Here is a 13,739-nt window from a genome sequence, read left to right as displayed (position 1 = left end):
GAAACTTAGAATTTGAAATTTTATAAATTCTTAGTTATAAAATAAAGACACCAAACAGATTCATTGTCTGGTGCCCCTATACATTAAAGGTTAAATGAGGTTTAGGCTATGCTCTAAGATTAATACAATTGTGACAATATTTTAATCTTTCTGATCTACATCTCCTCTGATATGAATAGAACCATGACTAGTATGCAAAATTGCGTCACCTTCAACATGAAAGTTTGTACTGAAAGGATGGGCCATTACTGTATTTTTAGGAACTTCTATCATTTTATCTCCTGTTACAATTCTTACATCATCCCCTAATGCTTGTATAGAGACACATCTATCAGTCCTATATCTACTCATATTTGTCCTCCTTTTTTTAACTTGATATTTAAACCAGTGGTCAATAAATATGTCTCTAGGTGCTCTGCCGTTAATAAAGAAATGGGCAACCTTGTATTACTTTTGATCTTCCACTCCTCTGAGATGAATAGAACCAAAAAAAGTATGCAATACCGCGTCACCTTCAACATGAAAATTTGTGCTGAAAGGATGCGACATGACAGTATTTTGGGGAACCTCTATAACCTTATCCTCAGTAACAATCCTTACATCATCCCCTAAAGCTTGTATATAAGCACATCTATCAGTCTTATTTCTACTCATATTTTATCTCCTTTCTATAACTTTAATTAATCTGATCTTCACTTCCTCTAAGATGAATAGCACCATGATAAGTATGCAATACTGCGTCACCTTCAACATGAAAGTTTGTATTGAAAGGATGGGCCATCACAGTATTTTTGGCAACAGATATAAATTTGTCTCCTGTTACAATCCTTACATCATCCCCCAAAGCATGTATAAAAGCAACTCTATCAATTTTACTATACATTTTCTTCCTCCTTTTTTATCTTTTGAACAGAGATAACGTTAATCATCATTTTAAATATATTCTCCATCTTAACAAGTATTCAATATTTTTATCATATGAAGTAGTAGACTCAATTTTAATTTTAATAACAAAAAAAAAACACCTGCTATTAGCTATTAACAGGTGTTTTTATAGATATTAAGTTTTAGACAATTTGATCCAAAATTATTTTGCGTACAGACACCCACCTCTATAGGTGGGATCTTCAAATCAGGTGGAGTAGAGTCTCCATCTGATTTCTCGATGTTTAAGCAAAACTTAAACGAGTTCACTTTATTTCTGAAATGGCCACCAATTTGCTTTTCCAAATAGTTTAACCATAACTGGTACGAAAAATGGTAAGAATATGACAGAATATAACGCTAATCCAGTTACAACTACTGTTGCAATTTGCACAAGTGATAATACACCTGATGGATACATAGCTGCAAATGTTCCGATAAGAATAATTGCTGCAGATATAATTACGGTACCCATATTTTTCATAGCTAACAATATTGCTTCAGTAGCTGGTTTATCACGGTATTCGTTGAAACGATCCATAAGGAAGATACTGTAATCAACACCAAGTGCCATTAACATCACAAAACCAAAAAATGGAATGGCCCAGTTTACTCCAGAATAACCTAATACATTCATAAAGATAAATTCAGTTAATGCCATTGAAGTAAAATAACAAAGAATTAATGAAATCACTAAATATATAGGCATTACAATTGAACGTAGTAATATAATTAGAATAATTGAAATACCAATCAACATAATGATCATCGTTCTATTATAATCTTCATCGGAAATTCCTTTTAAGTCCGCATTGACTGATGTTACACCTGTTATTCCAAATCGATCATTTTCCAAAGCAGTACCTTTAACAGACTCAATCACGATGCTTTCAATATCTTCAATTGCATTCATAGCATCTTTAGAATAAGGATTGTCAATTAATATAACATCCAAAATAGCAGTTGTTCGATCATTTTTTAAATACGTATCAAAGACTTGTTGGAATTCAGGTTCTTCGATGACTTCTGGAGGTAGATAAAAACCAGCGTTTTCTTTATTTGATTCTGAGGAAAGTTGACCTAAATAATCTTGAGCCAATTCCAACCCTTCTGATACTTGAGTTAAGCCATCAGCACTGGCTGACATTCCTTCTTCAAGTGAACCTAACTGACCTATAAGCTCATCATATCCACCTTTTACTTCACCTTGACCACTCGCTATTTGAGAAAGACCTTTCTCCATCCCTGGAATTTCCCGTATAACTTGTTGTTGTCCATTTGCAGCTGCATCAAAACCAATTTGTAGACCCTTGATTCCTTCGCTGATTTGTAATAATCCACTGTGAAGTGCTTGCTGACCTGTATTTATCTCTTTTAATCCACTATTTGCTTCCATTATTCCATTGTTAACTGCAAGCAACTCCGAATTTAAAACATTCAGCCCTTGTGTCAGCTCAATAATACCTTGTTGTACTTGTGATACTGTCCCTTGAATGGTTAAGAAATCAGTATCATTAGCCAATTGTGGATATTTTTCTGCAAGGTTGCTGAAAGGTGTATCTAATCCAGATAAAACAGATTGTATTTCATTTATATTTGTTTCAATCTGAACATAGGATTCATGAATTTGTCCTAAACCTGAACCTACAGAAGCATAACCCGCTAATAATTCTTCGCTAGCAACAATTAATGTATTTAAATTTTTATTAGCCTCATCAAGTCCAGCTTTTAATTCAGACGATCCAATTGAGCCCTCTCTCAACCCTTTTTCAATCTTCGACAGTCCACCCTTTAGTTCTGAGACACCTGTTTTTAAATCCAAAGTACCAGATACCAGTTCATCAATACCTGATGAAGCTTGCTCAAGTTCAGGTTTTGACTCAAGAAGTCCCTGACTTGCTTCTAAAAGTCCGTCTCTTATCTCGATAATTCCTTTATTTCCCTCTTGCAAACCTTCTTCAAGCGCTTCAACCTGTGAAGCAACATAAAAATCTTCAATTTCTTCTCCTAAAGGTCTTGTAGCACTTCTCACTTTATCAACGCTGTCTAGCTTAGAGACCTCTCTACTTATTTCCTCAATTATATTTAAATATTTCACCTTATCTAGTTCTTCATCGTGCTCAATAACAATTTTTGTAGGCATTGATTCTCCAGGTCCAAAACTATCCGCTATAATTTCAAACCCTTTTACAGAATCATATGAGTCCCCAATTTCATCTAATGAATTAAAAGAGAGATCTCCATCATAAGAAATGTACAATGGAACAACAATTATGAAGACAAGACCTAAAGCTACTAAAGGGCGCGCTAAAGAAAACTTTCCAATAGACTCCCACAATTTGCTTTGTTTATGTTCAATCTTTCCTCTGACTGGCCAGAATAATTTCTTTCCTAAAACAGCCATAAAAAATGGAACAATCGTTATTAAGGCCAACATTAAAATAGCAATACCTATGGCAACGGCTGAAGCAGATTGATACAAACTAAAAGTAGAGAATCCAATAGCAGAAAATCCAATTAATACTGCCAATGCACTGAATATAACCGTTTTACCTGCAGTTTTATAAGTATGAATGATTGCACTTTTAATATCATCATATTTTGAAAGTTCTTCCTTAAAACGACTGAGCAATAATATACAATAATCCGTTCCAATTCCAAATAATATTGCAACTAAAAAGATTTGCGTAAAATTAGAAAATGGAAAATCAAACCAGTCGACTAAAAATCCAACAATAGATTGACTGACTATAAAAGTAATACCTACTGTTACAAGTGGGATAATCGGAGCAACCACTGATCTAAAGACTACAAATAGAATGAGTAATATAAATACGACTGTAATAATTTCCGTTTTTCTTAAACCTTCCTGAGAGCTGATTACTACATCTTCATTTATAAATTCTGCACCTGTAAAATAATGATTTACCGAAATCGGTGCAATTGCTGATATTAATGCGTCTCTAACCTCAGAAATCTCTCTGTCGTTTTGTTCAACAGACAAAGACGCAATAATCGTTTTATTATCTTCAGAAATTAACTCATCAGACATTTCTGGAGTAATTATATGTGATATAAGTTCTGTAATCCCTAGTGAAGATTTATTATCATTTAAATTCCAAATTGCTTCTTCAATTTGTTTTATATCATCATCTGTCAAACCATCAGGATTATGAAATACCAAAGCAGTGGAAATGCTATTATCATTTTTATCATTATCTAAGATATCGTCTGCTATTGATGATAAATATCCTTCTGGCACAGCTATTTGACCTTTTTCACGTACTAACTCTCCCATATTAGGAGAAGAAAATAATAATAAAATAATAACTGCAATCCATAATAAGAAAATAAACCATCGTCCTTTTATAATTGTATTCATCTACACTTCCCTTTCAATTTGGTCTGTAAGCACTCTTGCAATTTTTTCGTACATTGTAATAAACTCTTCAATTTCTTTTTCCTCAAAATGATGAAGAAATGATCTTATAAATTGATGAACTTTTTCTTGTCCTTTTTCTAGTACAATTTTCCCTTGTTCAGTAATTTTGATTAAAATGACCCTGCGATCCTTATCACTTGGAATCCTTATTGCAAACCCTTTTGAAACTAAACGATCTACCATTGCTGTAATTGCACTTCGATTTACATCACACAATTCCGCCAGTTCCGAGGAAGGGCAAGGTCCAAAGAATTTTAAAAATCGAAGGGTAGTAAACTGATCCTTCGTTAGTTCTATCTCTAACTGATCTTCCATCATTAAGTTTATTTTCCTTGATGCGACTACATATACTTCCTCATATCGTTCGATCAAAGAATTTAACTTTTTTCTATCCATCTCACCATCCCTTTATTTGTCATTATTTAGTTCATATAGTGAACTATATAATACATGAATTATACTACCTGAAATATTATTAAACTGTCAATTATTTATTATGTACAAAATATGACAATTTATTATTTTCCAGTTGTGCAAAATAAACATGACTTCGTTATAAATAACGAAGCCATGCCTTTTTTAATGCATTATATAGAGTTGTTCTTCTATCTTTTTAATATGCATTCACCACTTTGAGATTCAATAAATGCTAATTCTCCTGAAAGAGATGGAAAAACGGGCTTATATACTAATCGATAATAATGTTCACCATCTTCAATTTCTCTTTCCCATTGTAATTCAACATCAAATTCTGACTTTACGATTTCTTTTGCTTGTAATCTTGTAATCGTTGGTACCTTATTTATTGAGATTAATTGTTCCGGATCAAGCTCAGGTCCCATGTAATGATCAACAGTACCTGTAGAAAGATTGACAGATACTTCAACATTTCCGTAACGTATAGGTATCCCATCGTGAGTCATTCTAAAATGAAACATAAAACCATGTTTACTAGTTTCATTTTTTGTTGGTAAAAAATCAAAGTACTCATTTGCTTGAGGATATAACTTAAACAGAAATTGTAGCGCAATTTCATAACAGTTTTCTTTATTTAATTTTAAGGAACCCTTTTTGTTCATAAAAGAAAAGATATTTTTTATTTTCCCTGTTTGTTTATCTTTTATAATTTTAATCGTATTTTCATTTCGTTTTTGAAAAAAACTTGATATGTCACGACCTGAAACAACAGGAGTATCCTCTTCCATTCTCCATACAGTTCCTAGAGTTGAACCTAAATCTACTTCTCTTATTTTTTTAAAAGCACTGGAATCTAGTCCTATCAAATCTTCAATACACATTTCTCTTTCGATTGGAATAGGTAAACTCACACGATCCAGATTTGATCCGTTCAAGTTTTCATCATATTCCTGATTCACCACAGATATTCTAGGATCCGCAGGTAATCTAAATATTTTAAATTGAGGTTCATAAACTAGGTGCGGGAGATGATCTCCTTCTTCATATTTGTCACTGTTAAGATTTGAAATTAATAAATTCATTTTCAAATTATTTAAATAAATTTCTTTTGCATTTTTTTTATTTATAGTCTCACTTGGTTTAATAATATTTTCGGCAATTCCATAGTAATGAAATTTAACGATGTCGCCTTTATGAGTTACATCAACATAAAATCCTGAATATGGGAGAGCAATATGTAATTCTTTTTGAATATATATAAATCTTATTAAATCATCACTTTCCTTTATAATTTCATTCAATTCAAACAAATGAATAACTTCTGAATAATGATCTTTGACAAATCCTAATGCAATTTCCTTTAATTGTTCTTCTTCCATTTTAACTCTATGATCTAGTCTATTAATCATTTCTCTTGAGATAGAAATTAAAGAGCCCTTATCATCTAACTCTATACTAATACAATCATATACTTTATTATTTCTCCAAGAAAAAAATGCCCTGCCTTTCCCTTTCTTCTCACTATAATCTTCAACCTCAAGCTCATAATTGTTAGTAATCTCTGCAACTTGAACAGCTTTAATTTTCAATTCTTCTTTATTCATATTTATTTTCCTTTCTATTGAATATTTAGATACTATTTCTAATTTCAAATAGAAAACCATAAAAAATGCTAGAGATAAAGCTCATCCCTAGCATATGTACAAGAAATCAAAATTATGTTATTCAAGTGCAATTTTGTTTATCGTTGTTATTTAGCTCTAGGCGCATTTTCAAATTTCCCAGCGTGAGATCCGTTACAAAAAGGTGCATTCCCTGTTAAACCGCATCTGCATAGTGCTCCTTTTTTCTCAAATGTATTTCCTTCTGCATCAACAACTTCAATTGTACCCTCTACCAATAAAGGACCATTGTCTAGAACCTTTACCTTAACATCTGACATTCTTTACTCCTCCTTTCACTTGAATAAATTTTAAATCATTATCTTGATGTTGAGATCATTATATAAAACTTACTTACTTACGTCTACTAACTTTTTATAATTAAGTTTTTTGTTTCTCACTTTTTGTTGAACGCTAAAGATGCTTATAATAAATGACAGTTGTATGTAATTCACCTCCAGCAGTTCTTGCATAGTTAGGAATTCGTCCAGATTCTAAGAATCCCAGCGATTTATATAATTGATTAGAAGGATCTCCTTCACGTGTATCCAATACGATTAAAGAAATTTGTTCTTCTTTAGAAACCTCTTCAGCCATTTCCATAAGCTTCCTTCCCACACCATTTTTTCTAAATTTGGAATGAACCATTAGTTTACATATTTCAGCTCTATGGTTTCCATTTTCTTTTGTACAACAATCTACTTGAACAGTACCTATTACTTTTCCACCAAACTTCGCTACTAATAAAATGATATTAGGCTTTAATACTTCTTGCCAATACTTCATTGACTCTGATTTTTTTAATGGGGATAAAAATCCAATCGATGCACCATGGTTCACAACGTCAACTAAAAGTTCTGACAAATCATCCATTTCACCATTGATTTTTTCAATTTTCTCAATTTCTATTTCATTTGAAATTACCAATATCATCACTCCCATAATAAAATAACCAAACCATAGCAACTCTAAGCACAATTATACTCTAAAATATGAATTTACGGTAAGGAGAACAAAACTCTAAATTTGATAAAAAAAAGTTGTCTCAAAAGAAATTCATCTTTTTGAGACAACCCAAATTTATTAAACAAACACCTTTTGACCAATTCATTCATTTAGTCATTTTGATGTAAAAAAATTATTTTTAATAAACTTTATCTATGAATGGTTATCAATACGGTTTAATTATTCTCTATTTTTATTTTTGCAAACCTTCAACTAAATATAATTGAAATAACTTAGAAATTTCTTTATTTGTCAAAGGCTCATGCCTCTTTTCCCAATCAGAGATAAATGTAACATATAATTTTAAAATCACAAATGCAGTAATTTCAGGATCACATTCCTTCATTTCACCATTTTCGACAGCTCGTTCTACTTGTTTTTTAATGAAAGCTAACATAACGTTTTCCATCTTTTTCATAGCTTCCTTAGCAGCAGGTGTGCCCATTTCTCTAATTTCAAAAGATAATTTTATTGTAAGTTCATGTGATCTGCGAAAATCTAACATATTGTACAAAACAGTATGAAGGTTTTCAAAAAACGAAACATCTGTCCTTATCGATTTTTGTGCAACGATGCTCATTTCATCAATTAATTGTGTTAGAATTTCATTAAATAATTCCTCTTTATTAGTAAATAAAGTGTAAATAGTTCCTTTGGCTACACCTGCAATCTTAGCAATCTGATCCATAGTTGTCGCTTTATAACCAAATACTGAAAATGATTTGCTTGCTGCATCTAAAATCTGCTTCTTTTTTTCTATACTCACTTTCATTCACCGCCTAAGGGAAAAATAAATAATAAAATGACTATTTTTTGATTTCGGTCAATTTTACATGAAATAACTTTACTACGATTTTTAATGAAAAGCAAGCATTTATTTCAACCGAAAAAAGCCATGCCAACTAGTCCTGATAACACGATGATTAACAATGGATGTTTTTTATGGCGTATTAATAAGTAAAGTGCCATCACAAATATAAACAAATTAACAACTAAATCCCATGAAAAACTTGAAAAGATGGTTATATTCGCTGCCATTATCAATGCTGCAAATATTATTAAAGCAGTAATCACCGGTCTAAGTCCATAAAATACCGACTTCACTATCTCATGATGAAACACTTTGTACAACATGGATGAGATCAAAATCATTATCATTAAGGATGGAATTAACATACCTAAGGTTGCAACTATTGCTCCCCAAATATCTAATACACTATAACCAATATAAGTTGCTGTATTAATTGCAATTGGACCTGGAGACATACCAGCTATTGCAATGGCTTTTACAAATTGGGCCTCATTCATCCATTCGTGAATAGAAACTTCATGTTCTATGACAGGAATCATAGCATATCCTCCGCCAAAAGAAACAAATCCTATTTTCATAAACGTCCAAAATAAATCCCACATCGTTATATTCCGTCTCCCATGTAATAATCTGTATATTTGTATTGTTCTTTGGCTTTTTGATCAACTGTTACATTTTTAATATATCCTAACTGGGTTTTTACTTTCATAATCAATATACCAGCAAAACCACCTGCAATAATTACGATCATTGGAGGAACTTTTAAATAGATGAGCAAAAACAAAGTAATCATTAATGTAAAAAATGTGCTTTTATCGTAAATAGATGTTTTTGCCATTTTATAAGCTGCATAGGACACCAGGGCTATAATTGCTATTTGAATACCCTTAAATGCTGCATTTACTTTTTCATTGTCATTAAAATAAGAAAAAAACAATCCTAATACAAAAATAATCAAAAACGTTGGGAGAGTCATCCCCACTACCGCAGCTACTGATCCTCTGATGCCATATAATCGATAACCGATATACGTTGCTGCATTAATCCCTATGCCACCAGGAGCGGAGCCAGATATAGATAAAACATCGCTCATTTCTGATTCATTCAACCATTTTCTGTTACTTACTATTTCTCTCTCAATTGCTGGAATCATAGCGTAACCACCACCAAAGGTGATCGGGCTAATTTTGAGAAAAGAAAATAAAATGTCAAAGACAAGTCTGGCACCTTTTTGATGTTGTTTTTCTTGCATATGCCTGTCCCCTTAGAGTATCGTTGATTTTCATTATACATTTAATCTAACATAAATGTGAAGAACTCAATAAAAAATGAGAATGAAAACAAAAGCTGCTATCTGAGCTGAATTAACAAATACTATGTATGAAAAAACCGTTCATGTTATACATGAACAGTTTTTTTAACTAATGCTTCTTTTGCTAAAATGTACATGGAGCAGCCCCATCCCAATGGAGTATTCGGATTAGGGGTCCGTGTACCTGAATAATATAACTCTGGAAGCACACCCGGTTTAATCATGATCTCTTCTGTTTTTTGTACATATTCACTCGCTTTTTCAATATGACCTAGTTCAAGGTGACATAATGCCAACCAAGGTAAACCAAAACACCATTCGGCTTCAGAACCTTTGTAAAACTCTCTTGGCTTCTCACGGCCATGTTTTTGTTCAAGTGTACTATAGTAACTATCTCCTGCATATCGTATTACACCATTTTCACGAAGAAGCGACTCTTCCACCCTAGATACGATGAACTCTCCCTTCAAACCATTTATGATTCGGTATGGATACACAAGACTTAATTGGGCTAGATCAACTGATTTATCAGGACTTTCACGAGGGTAAAGCTCAAATAAAGACTTAAAACCATTTCCTATTAATTTAGATGGGACATCCACAAATTCATCAATGGAATTTAATCCTGCTAAACATGCACCTAATGAGGAAGCGTGAATTTCTCTCCATTCCTCCCACATCCCGTTATCTGGATCATGCCAATATTCTACATTTTCCAAATAATAGACCAATTTTTGTAATATATCCAAATCCTTTTGATCGCGAATCATTCCCTTGTCATGTTGAATACCTAATCCAATTCCAAACAAAAAGGCTCCAATCATGTCATGCTGAACGTGTCCCCATGCTTCATCATGTATTTCTTTAACCTCATCAGCACTGTAACGAGCGTGAATGTATTCCCAAACCCATTTTGGTTTATTTTCTAATAAAATATCTAATTTCCATTCGTATTCCCTGAATAAATCCAACATGCGATAATACGTTTTCTCATACCACTCATTATCTTTATTTACAAAAGGGAGTGAGATATACACATTGTCACGAATCCAAACATATTTATAAAAATTTGATGGACTCGCAATATATAAACCGTGAGGCTTACGAAGTTTGTCTAACACCTGGTAACTTTCCTGCAACATCACGGATTCCTCCTCTTTCAAAAGGTAATACATACTATGCATCCCTCTTGAGAAGGGGACCAAAATCCCATATTTCGAGTCATATGTCTCGGGTGCATTTACCCAAGAGCATACAGTTAAAACTTAAGTGAACCAGCCAATGATACTTCCACCAATTGCAGACACGATAACTACCACCCAAGGCGGAAGTTTCCACAACATTAATAAACTAAAGGTAATGATCACTAATACAAAATCATAAACATTATTCACTGAGCTAGTCCACACAGGATCATACAAAGCTGCTAATAAAATACCTACAACAGCTGCATTGATACCCAATATTGTAGACTGAAAGTGTTGTTTTTGACGGATGACATTCCAGAAAGGTATAACACCAATCACAAGTAAAAAAGAAGGTAGAAAAATTGCGAGCACAGCAATGAGTGCAATGATAATCGCGTTCATATTCGTATCCATCACTGCACCTAAGTAAGCTGAAAATGTAAACAACGGACCAGGAACTGCTTGCGTTGCTCCATACCCAGCTATAAATTGATCATTTGTAACCCAGCCAGGATTGACAACTTCACTTTGCAACAAAGGTAAGACAACATGTCCACCCCCAAATACTAAAGAACCTACACGATAAAAGCTATCAAATAACGATAATAAAAAACTTGGGTAAATGACTGTTAAAATAGGTAACACAATAAGCAACCCTACAAAAATAACAAGTGAAATGATAGCCGTTAGTTTTTTTACAGGGATTTGAATGTTAGTTGATGAACTTTGTTCAGTCTTGGAAAGAAAAAACCAACCAATTACCCCTGCTAAAATAATTACTAATACTTGGGTATACACATAAGAAAAAACAAGTGAAATAATAGCTGCTATGATAGCAATGGAACCTTTCATTCGATCCGCAGCATGAGATTTCATCATCCCCCACACTGCTTGAGCTACGATTGCAACTGCTACCAATTTCAATCCATGCAGCCAACCTTGATTTGCTAAATCAAACCCGCCCACTGCATAAGCAAAAATAATTAACGCTATAACAGAAGGCATCGTAAATCCTATCCACGCTGCAATCGAACCTAGAACCCCCGCACGTAATAATCCAACTCCGATCCCAACTTGACTACTTGCTGGTCCAGGTAGAAATTGACACAATGCAACCAAATCTACATATGTTTTTTCATCTAACCATTTTAAGCGTTTCACATAAGTTTCACGAAAATAACCTAAATGTGCTATAGGACCTCCAAAAGAAGTCAGCCCTAATTTAAAAGCTGTCCAAAACACCTCAAATATTGATCCTCTTTTGATTTCTTCTGTTGAAGTTGACATCCATTTCCTCCATAATCTGATATATATAGTATAGTATTTTATAAAGTAATATCTTTATTGTTTCCTTTTGTATGTAATAAAATAATAATCGTAAGGATTTTTTTCATCCTTAATCCCCTTAACTTTATTTGTTTGTTCCCAAATCTTTTCATCAATTTCAGGAAAGTATGAATCTCCATTAAAAACATGTTCAATATGTGTAACGTATAACTTATTGACATAGGGTAGAAGCAGCTTATAAATTTCAGAACCTCCAATGACAAAATTCTCTTCATCATTACACTCGTTTAATGCATCTTCTATCGTATTTACAACGATACATCCCTCTGCTTCATAGTTTTTATTTTGAGTTAATATAATATTTTTGCGATTTGGGAGTGGTCTGCCAATTGATTCATATGTTTTTCTACCCATTAACACAGGATGTTGTAAAGTCGTTTTTTTGAAGAAAGCTAGGTCAGCTGGCAATCTCCATGGAAGCTGATTGTCCTTGCCGATTAATCGATTTTGATCCATAGCAAATATAATAGAAAGATTTTTATACTTAAAAGGTTCTGATTTCATATTTTTCTATTAACCACCTTTATCTTCTTTTTAATTATTCTGGATTTTCTCCAAATAGATTTAGTAAATTGGATTCTAAATAGCTACTTCTCCTTTAATATGTGGATGCGGATCATAGTTCGTAATTTCAAAGTCCTCAAACTTATATTCAAATATAGATGCTGGCTTACGTTTTATGATTAACTGTGGCAATTCTCTAGGTTCACGAGTCAATTGCAGTTTCGCTTGTTCCAAATGATTGGAATATAAATGAACATCTCCACCCGTAAATATTAATTCTCCAACTTCCAAATCGCATTGTTGTGCAACCATATAAGTTAAGAGTGCATAACTAGTAATGTTAAAAGGCAAGCCTAAAAATGTATCTACCGAACGTTGCTGCCACATACATGACAATTTACCGTCTGCTACATAGAATTGAAAAGCATAGTGACATGGTGGCAGTTTCATATTGTTTATTTCACCTACATTCCATGCATTGACAATCAATCGTCTAGAATCTGGAGTTTCTTTAATTTGATTCACTACTTGTTCAATCTGATCTACAAACTTGCCATCTTTCGTCTCCCACTTTCTCCACTGAGAACCATAAACAGGACCTAAATCTCCGTTCTCATCTGCCCATTCGTCCCAAATCGATACACCATTATCTTTTAAATATTGAATATTCGTATCTCCTTTTAAAAACCACAATAATTCATGGATAATTGAACGTGTATGGCATTTCTTTGTTGTTAATAGAGGAAAACCAGCTTGCAAATCAAAACGTAATTGTCTCCCAAATACTGAGATAGTGCCTGTACCTGTTCGATCCTCTTTTTGTATTCCATTTTCAAAAATATCTTCTAGCAAGTTTAAATATTGACGCATAATATGTACCCTCCGAAATTTATTTCACCTTATTTATTTTCAATGATATTACCGAAAAAATCAATATGTAGATGAAGAAGTAAGCAAGTATGTTTTATATTGTATATTAATAATGAATCCTATGAAAAGAGCCAATACAGTTTTATTTGATAGAGAAATACTAAATTTGGATAACTGAAGCTTATGGCAGTAGAAAGGGTAAAAAGAGGTTTATATTTACGAAGAAACAGCAAGATAAAATATATGACTACTTTAAAGT

15 protein-coding genes are annotated in these 13,739 nt (G+C 32.9%); all 15 read right to left on the bottom strand.

Annotated features, from left to right (window positions below):
• Positions 1 to 141: 141 nt before the first annotated feature.
• Entirely contained in the window at positions 142 to 351 is a 210-nt protein-coding gene (locus VQL36_RS10075; protein WP_349249186.1) for a hypothetical protein, read from the bottom strand.
• 96 nt (positions 352 to 447) lie between these two features.
• Entirely contained in the window at positions 448 to 654 is a 207-nt protein-coding gene (locus tag VQL36_RS10070) for a hypothetical protein (RefSeq protein WP_349249185.1), read from the bottom strand.
• 22 nt (positions 655 to 676) lie between these two features.
• Positions 677 to 883: a hypothetical protein gene (locus VQL36_RS10065; protein WP_349249184.1), complete on the bottom strand. Its 207-nt coding sequence runs from the start codon at positions 881 to 883 to the stop codon at positions 677 to 679.
• A 312-nt stretch (positions 884 to 1,195) separates the two neighbouring features.
• Complete coding sequence (locus VQL36_RS10060) at positions 1,196 to 4,306, bottom strand: MMPL family transporter (protein WP_349249183.1); 3,111 nt, start codon at positions 4,304 to 4,306, stop codon at positions 1,196 to 1,198.
• Positions 4,307 to 4,762, bottom strand: coding sequence for a MarR family transcriptional regulator (locus VQL36_RS10055; RefSeq protein WP_349249182.1), 456 nt, complete (start codon positions 4,760 to 4,762; stop codon positions 4,307 to 4,309).
• A gap of 209 nt (positions 4,763 to 4,971) precedes the next feature.
• On the bottom strand, positions 4,972 to 6,387 hold the full coding sequence (locus VQL36_RS10050; RefSeq protein ID WP_349249181.1) for a YcdB/YcdC domain-containing protein: 1,416 nt from the start codon (positions 6,385 to 6,387) through the stop codon (positions 4,972 to 4,974).
• Between the two features lie 146 nt (positions 6,388 to 6,533).
• On the bottom strand, positions 6,534 to 6,725 hold the full coding sequence (locus VQL36_RS10045; protein ID WP_349249180.1) for a CDGSH iron-sulfur domain-containing protein: 192 nt from the start codon (positions 6,723 to 6,725) through the stop codon (positions 6,534 to 6,536).
• Positions 6,726 to 6,858: 133 nt separating this feature from the next.
• Positions 6,859 to 7,377 carry a GNAT family N-acetyltransferase gene (locus VQL36_RS10040; protein ID WP_349251162.1) on the bottom strand — a complete coding sequence of 173 codons (519 nt, stop codon included), beginning with the start codon at positions 7,375 to 7,377 and terminating at the stop codon, positions 6,859 to 6,861.
• Between the two features lie 265 nt (positions 7,378 to 7,642).
• On the bottom strand, positions 7,643 to 8,221 hold the full coding sequence (locus VQL36_RS10035) for a TetR/AcrR family transcriptional regulator (protein ID WP_413789502.1): 579 nt from the start codon (positions 8,219 to 8,221) through the stop codon (positions 7,643 to 7,645).
• Positions 8,222 to 8,328: 107 nt separating this feature from the next.
• Positions 8,329 to 8,862: a chromate transporter gene (locus tag VQL36_RS10030; RefSeq protein ID WP_349249178.1), complete on the bottom strand. Its 534-nt coding sequence runs from the start codon at positions 8,860 to 8,862 to the stop codon at positions 8,329 to 8,331.
• 2 nt (positions 8,863 to 8,864) lie between these two features.
• Positions 8,865 to 9,512, bottom strand: coding sequence for a chromate transporter (locus tag VQL36_RS10025; protein ID WP_349249177.1), 648 nt, complete (start codon positions 9,510 to 9,512; stop codon positions 8,865 to 8,867).
• Between the two features lie 146 nt (positions 9,513 to 9,658).
• Positions 9,659 to 10,714, bottom strand: a complete 1,056-nt coding sequence (locus VQL36_RS10020; RefSeq protein ID WP_349249176.1) for a glycoside hydrolase family 15 protein — start codon at positions 10,712 to 10,714, stop codon at positions 9,659 to 9,661.
• A gap of 123 nt (positions 10,715 to 10,837) precedes the next feature.
• The gene (gene chrA / locus VQL36_RS10015) at positions 10,838 to 12,046 is read right to left on the bottom strand and encodes a chromate efflux transporter (RefSeq protein ID WP_349249175.1); all 1,209 of its coding nucleotides are present in this window, start codon (positions 12,044 to 12,046) and stop codon (positions 10,838 to 10,840) included.
• A gap of 54 nt (positions 12,047 to 12,100) precedes the next feature.
• The gene (locus tag VQL36_RS10010) at positions 12,101 to 12,610 is read right to left on the bottom strand and encodes a dihydrofolate reductase (RefSeq protein ID WP_349249174.1); all 510 of its coding nucleotides are present in this window, start codon (positions 12,608 to 12,610) and stop codon (positions 12,101 to 12,103) included.
• A gap of 75 nt (positions 12,611 to 12,685) precedes the next feature.
• A complete protein-coding gene (gene thyA, locus VQL36_RS10005) occupies positions 12,686 to 13,480 on the bottom strand; it encodes a thymidylate synthase (protein WP_349249173.1) in 795 nt (264 codons plus the stop codon).
• Positions 13,481 to 13,739: the final 259 nt, after the last annotated feature.

The organism is Chengkuizengella sp. SCS-71B (assembly GCF_040100845.1).
Classification (GTDB): domain Bacteria; phylum Bacillota; class Bacilli; order Paenibacillales; family KCTC-33759; genus Chengkuizengella.
This window is presented reverse-complemented; position numbering and strand designations above follow the sequence as displayed.

Coding starts and splice junctions, on each gene's coding strand:
- VQL36_RS10025 (WP_349249177.1), bottom strand. CDS start 9,512: ATGCAAGAAAAACAACATCAAAAAGGTGCCAGACTTGTCTTTGACATT.
- VQL36_RS10020 (WP_349249176.1), bottom strand. CDS start 10,714: ATGTTGCAGGAAAGTTACCAGGTGTTAGACAAACTTCGTAAGCCTCAC.
- VQL36_RS10030 (WP_349249178.1), bottom strand. CDS start 8,862: ATGTGGGATTTATTTTGGACGTTTATGAAAATAGGATTTGTTTCTTTT.
- VQL36_RS10065 (WP_349249184.1), bottom strand. CDS start 883: ATGTATAGTAAAATTGATAGAGTTGCTTTTATACATGCTTTGGGGGAT.
- VQL36_RS10070 (WP_349249185.1), bottom strand. CDS start 654: ATGAGTAGAAATAAGACTGATAGATGTGCTTATATACAAGCTTTAGGG.
- VQL36_RS10075 (WP_349249186.1), bottom strand. CDS start 351: ATGAGTAGATATAGGACTGATAGATGTGTCTCTATACAAGCATTAGGG.
- VQL36_RS10045 (WP_349249180.1), bottom strand. CDS start 6,725: ATGTCAGATGTTAAGGTAAAGGTTCTAGACAATGGTCCTTTATTGGTA.
- VQL36_RS10050 (WP_349249181.1), bottom strand. CDS start 6,387: ATGAATAAAGAAGAATTGAAAATTAAAGCTGTTCAAGTTGCAGAGATT.
- VQL36_RS10035 (WP_413789502.1), bottom strand. CDS start 8,221: ATGAAAGTGAGTATAGAAAAAAAGAAGCAGATTTTAGATGCAGCAAGC.
- chrA (WP_349249175.1), bottom strand. CDS start 12,046: ATGTCAACTTCAACAGAAGAAATCAAAAGAGGATCAATATTTGAGGTG.
- VQL36_RS10010 (WP_349249174.1), bottom strand. CDS start 12,610: ATGAAATCAGAACCTTTTAAGTATAAAAATCTTTCTATTATATTTGCT.
- VQL36_RS10060 (WP_349249183.1), bottom strand. CDS start 4,306: ATGAATACAATTATAAAAGGACGATGGTTTATTTTCTTATTATGGATT.
- VQL36_RS10040 (WP_349251162.1), bottom strand. CDS start 7,377: ATGATATTGGTAATTTCAAATGAAATAGAAATTGAGAAAATTGAAAAA.
- thyA (WP_349249173.1), bottom strand. CDS start 13,480: ATGCGTCAATATTTAAACTTGCTAGAAGATATTTTTGAAAATGGAATA.
- VQL36_RS10055 (WP_349249182.1), bottom strand. CDS start 4,762: ATGGATAGAAAAAAGTTAAATTCTTTGATCGAACGATATGAGGAAGTA.